Source organism: Coleofasciculus sp. FACHB-1120 (assembly GCF_014698845.1).
GTDB lineage: Bacteria > Cyanobacteriota > Cyanobacteriia > Cyanobacteriales > FACHB-T130 > FACHB-T130.
On the sequence record NZ_JACJTV010000002.1, the window covers coordinates 169,846 to 187,316 of the forward strand.

General features: G+C 47.8%; 7 protein-coding genes. 3 read left to right on the forward strand and 4 right to left on the reverse strand.

The window, feature by feature from the left end; all coding sequences use genetic code 11:
- Positions 1-2: 2 nt before the first annotated feature.
- The 3 genes from H6H02_RS02945 to H6H02_RS02955 form a co-directional block, all read right to left on the reverse strand.
- Positions 3-1,700, reverse strand: coding sequence for an HlyD family efflux transporter periplasmic adaptor subunit (locus H6H02_RS02945; RefSeq protein ID WP_190814514.1), 1,698 nt, complete (start codon positions 1,698-1,700; stop codon positions 3-5).
- Between the two features lie 203 nt (positions 1,701-1,903).
- Entirely contained in the window at positions 1,904-5,110 is a 3,207-nt protein-coding gene (locus tag H6H02_RS02950; RefSeq protein WP_199328951.1) for a peptidase domain-containing ABC transporter, read from the reverse strand.
- Between the two features lie 681 nt (positions 5,111-5,791).
- Positions 5,792-8,248, reverse strand: a complete 2,457-nt coding sequence (locus H6H02_RS02955) for a GH116 family glycosyl hydrolase (protein WP_190814516.1) — start codon at positions 8,246-8,248, stop codon at positions 5,792-5,794.
- 411 nt (positions 8,249-8,659) lie between these two features.
- Between H6H02_RS02955 and H6H02_RS02960 the strand changes: the two genes are divergently transcribed.
- The 3 genes from H6H02_RS02960 to H6H02_RS02970 all read left to right on the forward strand — a co-directional run bounded on the left by H6H02_RS02960 (position 8,660) and on the right by H6H02_RS02970 (position 13,944).
- Complete coding sequence (locus tag H6H02_RS02960) at positions 8,660-9,160, forward strand: pentapeptide repeat-containing protein (protein WP_190814518.1); 501 nt, start codon at positions 8,660-8,662, stop codon at positions 9,158-9,160.
- A gap of 221 nt (positions 9,161-9,381) precedes the next feature.
- Complete coding sequence (locus tag H6H02_RS02965; RefSeq protein ID WP_190814520.1) at positions 9,382-9,717, forward strand: hypothetical protein; 336 nt, start codon at positions 9,382-9,384, stop codon at positions 9,715-9,717.
- Positions 9,718-10,038: 321 nt separating this feature from the next.
- Positions 10,039-13,944, forward strand: coding sequence for a PAS domain S-box protein (locus H6H02_RS02970; protein WP_190814523.1), 3,906 nt, complete (start codon positions 10,039-10,041; stop codon positions 13,942-13,944).
- Positions 13,945-14,190: 246 nt separating this feature from the next.
- Here the strand turns inward: H6H02_RS02970 and H6H02_RS02975 are convergent, their stop codons facing one another.
- Positions 14,191-17,469 (reverse strand): tubulin-like doman-containing protein, encoded by a 3,279-nt coding sequence (locus H6H02_RS02975; RefSeq protein ID WP_190814525.1) that lies wholly within the window; start codon positions 17,467-17,469, stop codon positions 14,191-14,193.
- Between the last annotated feature and the right edge of the window lie 2 nt (positions 17,470-17,471).

Consider the following 17,471-nt stretch of genomic DNA (forward strand, 5'->3'; position numbering starts at 1 on the left):
TTTTATAAGTTGATGCCGCCTTTTTGCAGCTGCCGGATCGGATCTAGCAGGATATCGGCAATGCGACGATGCCGGATGATAATATCAGCAGTCGCGGTCTGACCCGCCTTAAAGTGGATGGTTTGATTATTAGCGGTGACAGAGTTACGGTCTAGCTCCACTTCCACCCGATAAACTGCGCCGAGTCGTTCGTTGGGTTTGGCATCAGGAGATACAGAGAGTACCTTTCCGGAGACGATGCCGTATTCCTGATACGGGAAAGCGTCAAACTTGATGTTCACTGGCATTCCTGCCTTGACAAAGCCTGCTTCTTGATTGGGCAAGCTAGCCGATAAAATTAAAGGTGCTTTGTCAGCAGCCAGTTCGGCAACGGTCTGTCCGGGTTGCACCACAACGCCTGTGTTGTTGATGTTGAGGGATGACACGACGCCGTCAACCGGAGCATAGAGAAACCGCTGCTTTAGCTTACTCTTAGCACTGGCGAGAAGATTTTGATTTTCAGCAATTTTAGCTTTGAGCTGGGTAATTTCCACTTCCAGTTGCTGAATTTGCTGCTGTGCCTCTAGCTGCGTTCGGCGTGCTTCCGCTTCCTTCTGATGCAGCCCTGCTTGCAGTTGCTCGGCTTGTGCTTGAGTTTGCTGGAGTTCACCTTGGGTGTCGGTAATCAGCCGTTGGCGATCGCGTAATGCTTGCTCGGCTTGAAACAGTTGTTCCTTGACACCCGTATCCTCTTCCAGCTTGTTTTTGGTGATGGCACTCTGGCGATCGCGCAAAACTTGCTGGGCATCAAACAGATATTTTTGGGCGATCGCACCCTCTTTCACCAGCGGTTTGAGCCGTTCCACTTCCGCTGCTGCCGCCGCTGCATCCGCCTGCCGTTGCGCCAGCAGTTCTTGTGCCGTACTGGAGAGCGGTTTGAGCCGTTCTAGTCTAGCAAGACTAGCCGCCGCATCCGCCTGATATTGCGTCAGCAGTTTTTGGGCGGCAGCTGCCTTTGCCTTGACTTGCGCGATCGCCGCCGTTGCCGCCTCCACGTCTGCTTTGGCAATTTCCCCACGAGTCGCGCTTTCTTGATGCACCTTCTCAATCAGAGTTTGCTTCTGGGTTAACTCAATTTGGGTGGTTCCCAGCAGTTGCTGTAACCGTTCCACTTCACCCGTAGCAATTTGGGTATCTAGTTCCACCAACACCTGTCCCGCTTTCACCGCTTGCCCTTCTTTGACGGCAATGTTGGCAACTTTGCCCAATTCCACCGGGTCAATTTTATAGACCTCCCCTTTCGGAACTAACCGCCCTTGGGCGTGTCCCACTTCGTCAATTTGCCCGAAGCTAGCCCACGTACCAAACGTCACACAAAAAACTAACCCCCCCAATACCAATTTTCGGGGGAGTGTTGAAGGGGGCTGATCCAGCACATTTTGCAGAGAGGTAGACCAATTTCCGGAAGCAGGCGCTGAGTGTTTCGGTTCTTGGTTAGCGGCTCTAGTGCGAAGTGAAAAGCCAGACGATTCCCGTTCTGATTGCGGAGGTGGGACTGAGACAGCCGTACCTCCATAGATAGATGCAGCCTTGTCGGTAACTGTATCGTCAGATAGGTGTACGGGAAGGTCTTGCCAGCTATTGTCGGAAAACTTAGCTGATAACGTAGCTGGCGGGTTTAAGGACTCTGAGGTGGAAATCGGTACAATTCGTTTTTCCATATTCGTCACGCAGAATTAAGAACTTCAGCGTCAATGCCCTGTTTTAACTCGATTTATCCGGTAATCTTGCCTTCTAGATTGCCTGAGTTCTGTCGGGTTAATGGCTCAGTTTTTGGCTCACCTTTTCTGGTTGCCAATTCAGAACCCTAAACACCAGATGAGACGCACATACATCTAGGGTTATTCGACCGATGCAAGTTGGATTAAAGATCGAGCTGCTGCTGCGCCAGGTGGTAATAAAGACCTTGCAGCGCAATTAGTTCCTCGTGGGTGCCGCGTTCAACCAAAATGCCTCGATCTAGCACTAGGATGCAATCGGCTCCACGAACGGTAGACAGTCGGTGAGCAATAATAAAACTCGTGCGATCGCGACTAATACGACCGAGATTCTGCTGAAATCGGCGCTCGGAATCCGTATCTAGAGAGCTGGTGGCTTCATCTAAAATTAGAATTCGGGGGTCGCCGAGTAAAGCACGAGCGATCGCAATGCGTTGCCGCTGTCCGCCAGAAAGATTCGTACCCCGTTCCCCAACTTTCGTGTTGTATCCCAAGGGCATATCTTGAATAAACGCATGGGCTTCTGCTAATTTGGCAACTTCCACCACTTGCTCCAGCGTATACTCGTCAGCGTAAAGCGTGATGTTTTCTAGAATAGTTCCCGAAAACAGAAAACATTCCTGCGGCACCACACCCAACTGCCTTCGTAACGATTGGGGAGAAGCGTGGCGAATATCGTGTCCATCTACACAGATCCGACCGCTGGTAGGGTGATATAAACCTTGTAGCAGACTGACTAAGGTACTTTTGCCGGAACCGCTGCGCCCTACAATCGCCACGGTTTGCCCAGCGCTCACCTCAACGGAAATATTTTGCAACGTGTTGCGCTCCTGCTCCTGAGAGTAGCGGAACGTAACATTTTCCAACTTCACCTCGCCCCGCAGCTGAGGCAAAACGAGTAGAGGTTGTTGGGGATTTTCTTCAGGTTGGGCTGAAAATACATCATTCAGCCGTTCCACAGAAACCATCACTTCTTGCAGTTCATCCCAAAGGTTCACTAACGCCAGCACGGGGCTGATAACATTGCCAATCAGCATATTGAATGCGACAAATTGACCGATAGTGAGCTGATCTTGGATTACCAATGTGGCTCCATACCAAAGCAATGCGGTACTACCCAAGGTATTAATTAAGCCGCCAGTTGCTTGCAAGCCATTCGCCAGCTTTTGACCGCGAAATCGCGCATTTAACGTCCCAGTTAAACGATCTTCCCAACGCCAACGCAACTCTCTCTCTGCCGCTGCTGCTTTTACCGTGGCAACACCGTTCATCATTTCCACGAGGGAAGAGTTTTGCGCCGCTTCCTCAGCAAAGACTTCTCGCGACACCTTTCTGAGGAATGGACTCGCCACAACGGTTAAAATCGCAATCGGGGGAATCAGCGCCAAAACCAAGAGCGTCAAACGCCAGTTGTAATACGCCATTAACCCCACATAGACAATTGCCATTGAGGCGTCTAACCAAGCGGTGACAGCTTGGCGCGTTAGAAATATCTGAATTTTCTGGTTTTCCTGCACCCGCGTGATAATGTCTCCCACATGACGGGATTCAAAAAACTTCAAGGGTAAGGTTAGGGTATGGCTGATAAAGCCACCGATCAAGGTGAGGTCTAATCGGTTGGCAAAATAGTCCAGCAAGTATTGGCGAATGGCAGTTAAACCGATGCGCCAAACACCAAACAGCAGCAACCCGATGGCGAAGACGTGCAGGGTGATGAAGCTTTTGTTGACAACAACCCGATCGAGAATGATTTGGGTAAATAGGGGGGTAATCAGTCCAAAAATCTGAATTAGCAAAGATGCTAAGATAATTTGCCCGATTAGGGAGCGGTAAGGCCAAAGTACGCTCCAGAAGCTACCGAGGGAGTGTTTCTGGTCGGTTTGAGCAGTTTGCAGTCGTTCTGTGGGGTCGAGGAGTAGGGCGTATCCCGTCCAACTAGCTTGAAATTCCTCTGGGGAGAGCGATCGCCTGCCGACTGCCGGATCGGCAATCAGGATGCGCCTCCCTTTGACTTGGTAGACAACGACATAGTGATCGCCTTGCCAGTGGGCAATCCAAGGGTTAGTTCGATCCACTAAGCGGCTTAAAGAAGCCCGCACGGGACGCGCCTGAAACCCCACGCTTTCGGCGGCACTAGCTAAGCCTTTCGTCAGAGAGGCACCGGAACGCCCTACGCCTGCTAGATTGCGGAGAGAATTCAGGCTAAACCGTTTGCCCCAATACTGTCCGATCATTGCTAAGCAAGTGGCACCGCAATCGGCGGTACTCTGCTGTTGAATGAAGGGATAGCGTTGTCCTAACAATCGCCGACGCTTTAACGGTTTGGGAAAAGCAATGGGTTGTTGGTTGTCTGTTCCTGCTGCTTTCTCCCCTGTTGACGGAGAGGATGAAAGGCAAGTTTGTCCGTTATTGAGGGACGGTGGACGATTGACAGAGACGTGATGAATCGGCATTACCGCCTGACTACTAACTGCTCCCTTTTGATGTCCGTTGCTAGCACTATCGCTGGATATAACTGCTAGAACTGGAGCGATCGCTTGCGCTGCTTCCCAATGTTGTGCAGGTAGTTGGTAAACGACTAAATCCGTCTGTGCAACCCAATCTGTGGGCGTTGGATTCGGATATCCCCAGCTTTCTCCTATCTTTGGTGGCTGCGATCCGTAAATTTCTCCGCTGCTAAGCCAGAAGCGGCCCGTTTCTCCAGGAATATGCCCAGCTAAGGTCTCGCCAGCAGCGAACCGTATTTCTACTAAGTAGGGTAAGAGTTGCCGCAGCGTTAAGCTGGGAAGCGATCGCAATTCTGTAGCCGTTTTGAAGAAAATCAGACATTGCCGCTCCTGAGAGATTTTTAGCAGGTAATCTCTCAAATTGGGCAGTCGCTCTAACCAAGTTTCCATCTGTGCAATGGGAATCCTCGCCGCCACACCTGCACTGGCAGCGATCGCTTTTGGCATCCCTACACTTAAGGTGCTTTGTAGCTCCGAGCTATTGCCCCATAAAGCTTCTGCGCCAAAAGTTTCCCCTGCTTCCAGTACCAGAGCGGAAACTTCTCTCCCCTGCGTAGCGTCAAAACCCAGTAACCGTACCCGACCTCGACAAATTACGTAAAACCAACTTGTATTTTCTCGATCTGGTTCACTATGAACGGAATTTCCTGGAGGAGGGGATACATTATAGTTAACCAGGCGATCGCCAAGTTGAAACTCACACATTTCAAATGCTTGAGCCAAGTCGGAAGCAAAGCTTGTATCTGATTGGGATAGCCTCAAGAGATTGAGAATATCGGGAAGGCTAGAGTAAGCGTTTTGTATATCCTGAAGCGGAGGATGACCCTGTACCAGCATCCGATTCATCAGTGAACCTCTTAGCTTTTAAGGTTTGTGATTGGCTCAATATGCATTCCAGGTAGGTATCGCAGTCGCAACTGCTAAAAACTTTAGCCAGAAAGCATTTTTGTACAAATTTTCCAAAAATCATTAACAGCCTAAAGTTAAAAACTTTAGGTGTTGGTAAAAAAAACATTAAAGGAAAGCTAAGGCTGTTTAGCTGTTAGCAATGTATATGTATTAGTGAATTTACATAGGCTTTGTCAACCAAAACGCTAACGAATCTCATAGCTTCCATCGGAACTTACAGAATCTTTACACCAAAATCATGGAATCTTTATGAAATTGCCCGCTTTGTTCATCGTAACTTCACAATAAACCTTCTTAACTCCGTAATTTCTCCAGTGCTTCTCCAATCAAATCTTTAAATTCCTTAGTGTGGCAGCCTATTCTATCAATCTGATATACATCTAAACGGGAATGCCCCTTAATCCTGGCATTAACGCTACAGTTAATCTTCGCTTCACCGCCAACCGAGCAGAGGCTGGAGGGAATCAAATATGTACCATTCCCATAGGAAAATTGGGATAACAACAAGTATTGGAATACTACCGTTAAAAGTGCGTTATCACTCCGTAGATTGCCCAAATTCCCTGTGTAGAATCTCCAAGGAAAATTGGGATAACAAAAAGTATCGGAATACTACCGTTAAAAGTGCGTTATCACTCCGTAGATTGCCCAAATTGCCATTGCTCGCAGGTAATGACTGGCACGAAAAGTACCGGCGGCGGTGATAGCTTCCGGGGTTCGGAATTGTAACCCATTGTCGTAAATTTGCTGCACCACAGCTTCCGTCATCTGAAAGGCTTCCTCTTTCATTCCCATCTGGATCATGAATGCTGCCAGCCCAAAGTTAATCCCAGTCCAAACCTCTAGGGGATGCGTTGCGTCGGGATTTGCCGGTGTCCCATCGGGTTTGACGCCATTAACGGCACCGATAAAGGTTTCAGGTTCGGAGGGTGGGAGGCGTCGATTGAAATTCAGAAAACAAGAATTATAGACAGTTTTTAAAGCAGATTCGGCACACTCAAGCGGCACGAGATCGGGTAATCTTAATAAACGAGCGTAGAACTGACCGCATAGCTGATCTGCCATCACGATATCAGAGCCGCTTTCGCTATCGAGCCGGTAGTATTGACCGTTCCAGAGTTTTTCTTGATACACCTGCCGGGATTGTTTCAGCCAAGTTTGGTACTCGGTAATCAGGAATTGGTAATCAGGGGAATTATTTTCGGAATTAAACTCAGACTTGTGTAATATTTCACCAATCGCGATCGCTGCCTCTAATGCCGCAATCCACAAGCCGCCGCAGTAGGCGCTAACCCCCTGCAACTTCCAATCATCAAACGTTTGATCGGGCGCACCCGAATTTTCGGGAATCCCATCCTCATCGATATCAAATTGCTTGACATAAGCAAGCGTTTTCACAATCGGCACCCAGCACTCGTGCAAAAATTCGATATCCGTGGAACCAGTTAAGACAAAATCTCGATAAACCTGCAACACAAAGTCACAAGGTAAATCTTTCCACAGGTTGCAATCTTGATAGCTGGTGTAGTTCGTTTTCTCCCAAGGATGCTCGTTGGGGGCACCCAAATCGTGGGGCGTCGCATCGGCAGCTTTGCGAATGGCAGAGGCTTGGTTATAGCCGATAATTCGGGGCGTCTCGTCGTGGGTGGAAATCGCCCGCGCATAAGCTTCTAGCACCGCTTTGTCCAGTTTAGGCCAGAGCATCATCAAAGCAAATGAGCCGTAAAGTCGCACGTCCAGACTTTCGTACCAGCGATAATCCAAGCACTCTAAGACTCCAAATTGCCCCACGGGGTCATCTTCCGAAGCCGCTGTCCAGAGGGTGCCGCCGTCGCAAAGTAAGTACAGCTCATTAAACAGCGCCATTTTGAACCAATTGGGCAAGTCTTGACGCTGCAAAATCGGCTGTTGCCACTCCCGAATTGCATCCTTCCACATATCATCTTGCTTGAGAGCGGTGCGAACCATCGACCAAGCATTTTTGCCATTGCGACCAAAGAAATCGGTGTAGCGGCGGTAGTATTGAGTGCCTAGATTTTGTTTCTGTGCATGGGAGAATTCCATCACTGGAAAATCCCAGCAGACGATGAAGGGAATTTGGCGAGTTCTCCCTGGTTTCAGAGTAAAGCGGACAGCGATCGCGCAAGCAATTTGTTCTCCCGGTGCTGCGGGAGTCTCATCTTCTCGATCTGGCAAAGAACCATTACAAGCGAATAAATCCCAAATATCTGAGCCATCCCCAATTGGGTTCCAACGACCGTGATAGAAGACTTCTAAACTAGGATTTGTGACAGTTGCGATCGCCCACTGTCCTTCTCCCTCTCCAATTTCATCGTGCAGCCTCACCCGATCTAGCAGACACCCTACTCGGTGGAAGTCCACAATCCACTGATTTAAATTTCCGGTACTATCTCCCCAGCGCGGCTGGTACTCGTAAACCGGACTGCCATCATCCCGCACCCGCACTTCCGGAGATTGAATCGCATTCGTAAACCAACCCACGACATTCTGCCACGTCAGCATGATGCTAATCGTGATCGGCTTATCCGTAGGATTGTGGGCAGTCCAGTGAAAGATCCCCGTCGGGTAAGAGCTTTCTTGATAGTTACCCGCCCAAATTGGGGAGAATTGCTCGCACGTCAACTGAGACTGAAACACCCCTTCATAGACAAACCAGCTGCGGGGATACAGCGCATGATAGGTTCCCGTGCTGCCTGCTGAGTTTGATTCGCTCGGATACCACAACCACCGAGATAAAGTCCCATCCTCAGGCGGTTCTGTACACAGCGCATAAGCTTGGGCGGGTGAGTCTTCTGGCTGCTCAAATACGCTGAACTGACAAGCAGGCAGACTTCGGAAGACGTGTTCTCCGCCATCCAAATGCCACAAATTAAAGTCACCACGCGAAGAACGACCGATGCACCCGGCTCCAAAGCCACCCAAGGGCATCCCATGCCAGGGGCCATCGTCGAGATTACTAGGGTAGCGAACCGTATGGGGTTTGTCCCAGCCGAGACCAATGGGGCGGCTCCAAGTGCAATCGGGGATTTCGGGGCGAGGGCGTTGGTAGATCATGCCTTGATTTTACGGTCTTTCGTTCCTACGATTACCCAAATTTTTTCAGCTCCTCTCTAGCTCCCCGATAAATTAGGGAGTTCAGAAGTTTATAGGCTGCAAACAAAAAACAGAATAGATTAGCATTGCCAATTCCGCAATCTTACTTAATTTTGAAAATGTTTTTGGTTGTTTTCTCCTAAAAATTACGGAATTTAATCTATTTTTTACACGTAAAATATCCACGTTCGTGAGTATGGAGCAATATTAAGAAATCGCATTGTTTAGGGATTTTCTTTATCATTTCTTTAACTTTATTTCTATAAAAAACTTCACTGAATTTTTATAGACTCTTTATCATTTTAAATGCCTAATTTTATGCCCAAGGGAGGATGATAAAAATACATTTAATTTCAACCGCCAGAGTATTACATGGAAGTTATCTCTAAGAAAGCTAAATCGTCAGCGAATCCCCAGTCAGAGTTAATTCAAAAAAAAGCGGACGAACTTCTCAAACGATATGCAACCGGGCAAAGAACTTTTAGCAAGGTAACAATGCAGGCAGGTAAGCTGTGCATTTCTACGTTTAACTTGATGGGAGCCAATCTAAGAACTGCTTGTCTAAGCGGAATTGTCCTAGTTGGCGCTAACCTAAGTCAAGCTGATTTGTCTGCGATTGACTTAAAGGGAGCAGACCTCAGTAAAGCCAATTTAACTGGCGCGAACTTGTGGAAAGCAGACCTCAGCGGTACTAACCTTAGTTATGCAAATTTAAGTGACGCTTTTTTAGGCGGAGCTAACTTGAATGGAGTGAATCTATATGGAGCTAATTTAAGTCGAGCCAATCTTAGAGGAGCTGATTTGTGGGAAGTTGACTTGAGCGGAGCCATTCTGACTCAGGCAATTATGCCCGATGGCAGTATCCATGAGTGAAAAGGATTGGGAACATCTTAAGGGATGCACAGAACCAAAGCAGGATATCGCTCAACGCAAAGAGAGCGCAGCATTTGTCTAGAAGCATCCCTTGGTGGAATTAACGCGCGATCGCATTCCCTCTACTCTCCATCTATGGGTAAAATATCTTAGGTCTACATAGTTTGTTTTCCAATAGCAGCGCGTTGACCATTGTTGATTAATTAGCGTGTATTTGTAAAATGGGTCTGAAAATTGTCGAGAATTTTGATAGTAGTTTTGCGCTTGCTCCAGAAGCGAAAGAAGCTCTATTCAGTTTATTAACTGGGGAAGCTTTCCTCACGCAAGTTACTGAACAGACAGCCTGGACAGCGGTGGAGTTTACAGAATTACTTTTTCAACCTGTTCCTTATAGCACTGCAACGCCTAAAGGAATGCCAGCGGAATTTGAAAAATATAAAGAATCTGACGAGCATATCATTATTAACGTGCCGCCGAACTTTATGTTCAAAGCAAAAATATTTAAACCGACTCGTCTTTGTGCCATTTATAGAAAGGGGCAGTCACAGCTTGATTGAAATAATATCGTAAGGCAAGCTCCCCGACTTTTTAGAAAAGTCGAGGAGCTAAATTGCTGGAATCTTACAACTAAAATAGAATTACTATAGTTCTAATAAGGGTGAAAATAAAGATGGATAATGTTAATAGGATTCGCTCTCAAGTCGGGCAATTAATTCAGTTTTTTGCACCATTTGTTCTAAAATTACTAATAAAATTATTTAGATAAAACGCTATAAAAATAATCCATAAGGTAAATAGACAAAAATATTTATCTATCCTAAGGTCATAAAGGGAAAACAGTTTTATCAAGTTAGCCTGAGGACTCAGCTAACAGTCCTATGTTAAAAGTCACGCGCTCTCAACTGCGACGTTATGGTATCGCGGCTTTGTCAGTCACCTTAACGCTGCTGCTGCTTCTGCTATTGCCGCCGACTAAAACATCCATTTCGCCGCTGTTTTTTGCCGCCGTGACGTTCAGTGCCTGGTATGGCGGACTGGGGCCAGGGGTAGTGGCTACGATAGTGGCTGTTTTAGCTAACAACTATTTCTTCGTACCTCCGATCTATCAGCTAGTAATCAGCCGTGAGACGGACGTTCTCCAGGTAGTCGTATTTAGCTTAGTCGCACTGCTGATTAGTTCGTTAAACGCAGAATTACTAGCTGCGAAGCAACGAAGCGAGGCGAGCTTATCAAAACTACAAGTCAGCTACCGTCGCCTGATTGATACAGCTCACGAAGGCATCTGGTTGATTAACCCAGACTTGCGGACAGACTACGTGAATCAGCGGTTAGCTGAGATGTTGGGTTACAGCGTCCAGGAGATGCGCGATCGCTCTGTGTTTGACTTCATAAATCTAGAAGACCAAACCGAGGCAGAGCAACACATTGAGCGAAGTAAACAGGGAATTCGAGAGCAATTTGACTTTCGGCTTCGCCGTAAAAACGGTTCAGACCTTTGGGCGATCCTCGCCACAAATCCGATGCTAAATCAGCAAGGTGAGTTCATCGGGGTGCTGACAATGCTGACCGATATTACCGAGCGCAAACAAACAGAGAAAGCATTACAGGAGAGCGAGAAGCGGTTCCGACGGCTGGTTGAGGCGAATATGTTTGGTGTCACCTTCGCTCACTTTAACGGAAGAATCGACTACGCCAACGACGCTTTCCTGAAATTAGTCGGATATGAGCGGGAAGATTTGCTTTCGGGTCGGCTTTCCTGGGAAGAGATAACGCCGCCGGAATATCTGCATTTGGATATGCAAGCGCAAGAAGAACTTAAGAAAAGCGGTGTCTGTACCCCATATGAGAAAGAATATATCCGTAAAGACGGGAGCCGGGTTCCCATCCTGATCGGTTGTGCCCTATTACAGGAACCTTACGACCAGCAACAAGAAGGGATGGCATTCTTTGTTGACTTAAGCGATCGCAAGCGAGCTGAGGAAGCGCTGCAACTGCGATCGCTGGCACTCCAGAATCAGCAGCAATGGCTAGAAGACGTGCTGAACTTGATGCCATCTCCCTTACTGTTTATTGAGCCAGGAACAGGTCGAGTCTTGTTTGCCAACCGAGCCGCTGACGAGTTGGCAGGAGGCGAATTTCCTAAAAATAAGCCAGCCGAAGAGTACCACACCATTTACTATTGCACCGATGCGACAGGAGCGCAGATTCCCGACGAGCAAATGCCAGGGGTACGAGTGGCACGCGGCGAACGCCTCAACGGGTTTGAGATGAACTGGCACACGCCAGGAGCAATCCGTCCCCTGATTCTCTTTGGAGATACTCTGCCACCGATGCACGGTCATTCCTCAGTCTGTGTTGTGATGTTCCAAGACATTAGCAAACGCAAGCAAGCAGAAGCAGCTCTGCGCCAGAGTCAGGAACGGTATTCTACCTTAGCGAGAGTTTCACGGGTGGGACTCTTCCATACGGATAGCCAGGGGAAGTGTTTGTATACCAACGAACGCTGGTGCGAACTGACCGGAATTTCTCCAGAAGCAGCATTGGGAGAAGGCTGGGAAACTGCCCTTCATCCGGAGGATCGCCAACGTATCTTTGCCGAATGGTATCAAGCAGCGCAGGAGAACCGGCTGTTCCAATCAGAGTATCGATATCAGCATTCCGATGGTTCGGTGATTTGGGTATTAGGTCAGGCGGCTCCTGAAATTGGAGAAAACGGTGAGACGATCGGCTACGTTGGGACTGTTACCGATATTAGCGATCGCAAACAAATAGAAATCGCACTGCAAGAAAGCGAAATCCGACTGCGGCGCATCGTTGACTCTAATATCATTGGCATCTTTTTCGGCGATCTGAGTGGCAACATTACCGAAGCCAACGATGCCCTTCTGCACATCATCGGCTATACGCGGCAGGATTTACAGGCTGGTGAAATTTCTTGGAATCTGATGACGCCACCGGAATACATCGATCGGACTCAGCAGGCGGTTCAGGAACTCAGAGAACAGGGGGTTTGCGTTCCCTTTGAGAAAGAATTGATCCGTAAAGATGGTAGCCGCGTCTTTGTACTGATGGGGACTGCTTTGTTTGAGGGGTCTTTACAGGAGCAGGGTGTCTGCTACGTCCTCGATCTGAGTGAACGCAAGCGAGCAGAAGAAGAACGCGCCCAATTGATTCGCCAACTGGAAGCGGAGCGGGCGCAGATGGAAGCGACGATCCAGAGTATGCCAGATGCCTTATACATCGGGGATGCAACTAGGGGAATCTGGAAGTGCAACGATCTCGCCATCAAGATGCTCGGCTTTAAGAGTTCCGATGGCCTCAAGCACAACATTGCCTCGCTTGCTGAGCAGATTCAGACGCGCTATCTCGATACGGGAGAGCGTATCCCTCCGGAAGACGAAATCTTTGCCCATGCGCTGCGGGGAACTGCGAAGGTTAGCGAGGTCATCGTCCGGCAGGTAAATTCTGGGCGCGATCTCGTCGTCCGAAGTGCAGCAGCACCAATTTGGTGCAATGGGGAAATTATTGGCGCGGTTGCTGTCAATACAGATATTACCGAGGAAAAACGGGCAGAAGAAGAACGCGATCGCCTCTTCAAGCTGGAACAGGCAGCACGCGCCGAAGCGGAGTCAGCCAACCGGATCAAAGATGAATTTCTCGCCGTCCTCTCCCATGAGGTGAGAACGCCTCTCAATCCGATCCTGGGTTGGGCAAAACTCCTCCGCAGCCGCAAGTTTGATGAAAAAACCACCGCCCGCGCCTTAGAAACGATTGAGCGCAATGCCGAATTACAGTCACGGCTGATCGAGGATTTGCTAGATATTTCGCGGATTCTGCAAGGCAAACTGAGTTTAAATATTGCTCCCGTTAACTTGGTGGCAACGATTGAAGAAGCGATGGAAACAGTGCGTCTAGCGGCTGAAGTGAAATCGATTCAAATTCACTCAGCGATCGCGTCCAATCTGGGCAAGGTGTTGGGGGATGCCAATCGCTTACAGCAAGTCGTCTGGAATCTACTCTCGAACGCTGTGAAATTCACACCGATAGGAGGACAGGTAGAAATCCAACTCTCACAAGTCCCAAGTCCAGAGACTTCTGAATTCATTCAAAATTCTTATGCCCAAATCCAAGTAACGGACACGGGAAAGGGAATTCACCCAGACTTTTTACCCTTCGTGTTTGATTCTTTCCGGCAAGCTGATAGTCAAACGACACGGGTATCCGGCGGATTGGGGTTAGGATTAGCAATTGTCCACCATCTCGTAGAACTTCACGGGGGAACGGTTGCAGCAGCAAGTCTAGGAGAAGGGCGAGGGGCAACCTTTACTGTGACGCTACCCCTGATGACGGATGCGCCTCAGATAAGTCAAGAAAATCCGTCACTAGATTCCCCAAATCTTGAAGAGGTCAAGCTACTGGTTGTCGATGATGAGGTGGATACGCGGGAGTTAATCGTCTTCATACTCGAAGAGTGTGGGGCACAAGTGCGTGCCGTGGCATCGGCGGCTGAGGCGCTAGAGGTGCTGGCTCAGATGACACCAGATTTGCTGTTGAGCGACATTGGAATGCCTGAAATGGATGGCTATATGCTGATTCGCCAAATTAGAGCTAGGAGTGCAGAAGAAGGGGGAGAGATTCCAGCGATCGCGCTAACTGCTTATGCTGGTGAAACTGACCATCAGCAAATACTAAAAGCAGGCTTCCAGAAACACCTCACCAAGCCAATCGAGCCAGACGAGTTAGCGATCGCGATCGCTAGCCTGATTAGCAGCATCCCTCACTAAAGTTACTCTTTTGAGTTGTAAATTTTTTAAGAACCGCGTTAGCGAAGCATGCGCGTTAGCGCTTAGACACAAAGAGCGCTAAGGAAGAGTAAGAAGAGAGATCCAAGAAGATTTTCGTAAGTTGAGTTGACGTAGGAAACTCAACACTATTGGAGTCGTAAAATTCTCTGCTCCTCTTCCTCTCTTCCTTAGCGCTCTTTGTGCCTTCGCGGTTCGTTAATCAAGATAAGGGAATGACAATTTACGTTAGCTCAATTGCACCAATTTAGTACCGCACTTAGAACAGAACTTTGAGTTCGCTGGGTTCTGATTTCCACAGTTGGTACAGAAAACGTGAATGCGAGTCTCTGGAATTGGAGAATGATTTGAAGCAACTCCAATTGGCTGAGTTACAACCGGAGAATCAACAGGTTGAGTGACTGGTGCATAAAGTTTATAAACTTCAATCATCTCCTGAATCACTCTTGCTTCGCGCTTGTAATTTAAGCTATCGGTTGCGCCTTCTTTTTCTAATTCGACGGCACGCCGATCCAGATATGCCTTAAGTTGGTGATACAGCGCTTGTTTTTTCTGCACCGTGTCAGCTTGGGTTAATTTTGCCGTTACCTGACGCTGAATTTCTTCTTTATCCGGGCGACACGCCAATACTTGCAGCACTTGCACCGCTTCTTCCCAACTAGAGGCGATATCGACATTTTCCAAACCAATTACGGTTTGTCGGGTGTAGCGAATTACCTTTTCTTTGGTTAGGCGATTTTCTTCTATTCGCAGCACTTGTAACGCCCTTGCTTGCACAACAAGGCGGAAAATATCTGGATTTTCTGGAAAGATATCCCAAAACGGCGGTTCTTTTTGAATGTGAACGGGAATCGGCGGTTCTTTGCTTTCGCCTTTAAGTTGCGCCCGTTTTGCCTGAATCGATTGTCCTTTCCAATCTTGATAAGATTGCTGCAATTCTGGCATTCCCTCGATGCAACGCAAGGAGAAACCGCCAATTTCTTGTACAAAGACAATCCGGTGACGTTCAGCTTCTCCCAGCGGTGTAATCCCTTCATTACTGCCAACTCTCTCCCGCAGAATCGGGATAAGCTTAATTGCCGCTGGATCGCTGCTGTTGCGTCCGCCAACCAGGGCGACTTTGGCATTGAGTGCAGGGGTAAAGCCTGCATCTTGACGCTTGAGAACGGCGTCAGAGAGTAAAATCAGCGGCTTCGATTTGCTATAGGCGGTACCGATGCGGTTGCGGATTTCGGCTTCGTCGTTGTTGAAGACTTTGAATAAGCGATCGCCAGCTGCCAATTCCCGCTTCAATCGGCTACTTTCCGGCGCACTGATCACGACTAATTTAGCGCGATCGCCAATAATTTCTTTAAAGTCATTCTCCTGCACATCCGCCAAATTCGGCACATCAAATAGTCGCATCACCTCACCCGCTGCACGGTTGCGCTTCCACAGCGGACTTGCTTCTGCGAGAACCTGAACTGACAAATTGCTACAAATCCCATCAATTCCCAACTCGTAGCGACTCTTAGAACCTTCGCTAGCACCTGCTTGTTGCTCAATTAAATCCCGATATAATTCATTGAGTTCTTCGCGGTTATAAAGCTTAATCCCATTCACAATCAAAGCGTCGGCACTATCCGCTTGTCGATCCGCTTTTTGCTGGAAATTATCGCGAGTTTGCTTCAACTTTTGATTTAATCGTGCCAAACGGCGGTTTAATTCATCCAGATGCTCTAGCATTCTGTTAATGACTTCTAAACCTAAATATCTCGCTTGAGTTTGAATTGTCGCCACCAAGCTACCTTCTAAACCCGTTAGCGCTAACTCGCCGGATTTTTCCATATCCGCCTGCTTAGTAAGGGCAAACTTACTCTTAAATTCAGTAATATCTTGCAGCGCTTTTTCGTAATCTCTTTGCCGTTCTGTTTCCTTGGGTTGCCAAACTTTTTCCGATTCGCGGCGAAACTTTTCAGCGGCATTTTCAAAAATTTGACGCACCGCCGTCACGAAAGCATCAGCAAATTTTGGCCCTCTCGTGCGATCCTCAATAATCCGATAAAACTCTTCATCTAACGCTTTTCGCCCTTGTTGCACGATGCGGTTGCGGTTATCGTACATCTTTTGCAAGAAGTCACCGTGCAATCGCTCATCCGGGCTTAATTTCCGCAAATGGTTAGCTTTATATTCTTCAACTTTTGGCTGGAGATAGTCTAAAAATTGGAGAATTTTACCCTTTTCGGCACCCACAATATTTACGCCTTGCTGGGTACATTGCAACTTATTATCCGTAGCAATTTCATTGCGGATAGAGTTCACCCAAGCGGAGATTTCAGTTATATATGACCTGTCCCCAGCCGCCGATATATCTGCAATCAGTTCCCCTTCTGTGAGGCGCATCCTTTTCAGGTCGCTTTGCGCCATCTCTAATACATTCGGTGGCAACTGTACCGATTCATTTAACCACCAGCGAATAAAATCAGCGGCAAGTCGATCTGATAAAGAAGTGCGAATTTGAGCTATCGGAATTTCTACCGTAGATAACCCAAAACTCATAAAATTCTTAGGATATCCGCGTCCACCAGGATCTGCTTGCGCCCAAGCTCCTTTAATATTATCTCGAATCGAACGTTTATAAGGCGCAAAATCAGAGGTTAAATCAAGGAAGATATTTTGGGAAATCATCTCCCGAATTTGGTCGAGAGTAAATTCACTCTCTCCATTTTTTGTTCCAACCAGATAAGTGAAATCAAAAGGCGCAGATTTGCTGCGAATTTCATCCACCAAACCACTGCTGAATTGGGCAATATATTCAGTTCTATAGTCAGAAAAATAGCTCAATTCCATCAAGGCAGCGTAACCATTAGCGAGAACGCGATCGCCTACATTAATACTGGCGAAAGCCGTCGGCATTGGCACAATTGCCGTCACCATCGGACTCGCTTGCCCCCGCAACCAATGGCGGACGCAATAGCCGATATCAATCAGCATTCCGCTACCAGTCCCGCCGGATAGAGAACCCGTCACAAAGACATTTAAACTCGTCGTATCTACCTTGATGCCATAGCGATCGCGCATAAAGGTTTCGTGTCCTTTGACGGCATCGGCAGCTTCATTAAACCGTCTTTGAAGTTTGTGATAATTGCAATAAAAAGCAAATCGTCCATAACTGCGAATTTGTCCGGCACCAACTTCAATTGCCCCAATATTCCGCTCTAATTCTGTAGGAAACCAACTCTCTATCCAGGGATAGTTTCCCATGTCTGACATGATTTTCTTAACTTCGCTGCCAGCTACACTTGCCCAATACTTTTCATTATCTTTGAAGGGAGAACCGGCGGCGGCAGGATTATTGACTTTGTACTCTCTATCTGTATCAATAATTAAAAAGCTGATTAGGGGGAAATTTTGCAAACTGCCATAGGTTTCTTCTACTAAGCGGCGCACTCGTGACAATACTTCATGTCCGGTGCCACCGATACCCACTAATACAGTGGGAACCATGCTTTTTTCTTCTACTGCCATAA

Bases quoted from the DNA above. Each gene is read 5' to 3' on its own strand.
- H6H02_RS02960 (WP_190814518.1), top strand. From the start codon at position 8,660: ATGGAAGTTATCTCTAAGAAAGCTAAATCGTCAGCGAATCCCCAGTCA.
- H6H02_RS02975 (WP_190814525.1), bottom strand. From the start codon at position 17,469: ATGGCAGTAGAAGAAAAAAGCATGGTTCCCACTGTATTAGTGGGTATC.
- H6H02_RS02955 (WP_190814516.1), bottom strand. From the start codon at position 8,248: ATGATCTACCAACGCCCTCGCCCCGAAATCCCCGATTGCACTTGGAGC.
- H6H02_RS02950 (WP_199328951.1), bottom strand. From the start codon at position 5,110: ATGAATCGGATGCTGGTACAGGGTCATCCTCCGCTTCAGGATATACAA.
- H6H02_RS02945 (WP_190814514.1), bottom strand. From the start codon at position 1,700: ATGGAAAAACGAATTGTACCGATTTCCACCTCAGAGTCCTTAAACCCG.
- H6H02_RS02965 (WP_190814520.1), top strand. From the start codon at position 9,382: ATGGGTCTGAAAATTGTCGAGAATTTTGATAGTAGTTTTGCGCTTGCT.
- H6H02_RS02970 (WP_190814523.1), top strand. From the start codon at position 10,039: ATGTTAAAAGTCACGCGCTCTCAACTGCGACGTTATGGTATCGCGGCT.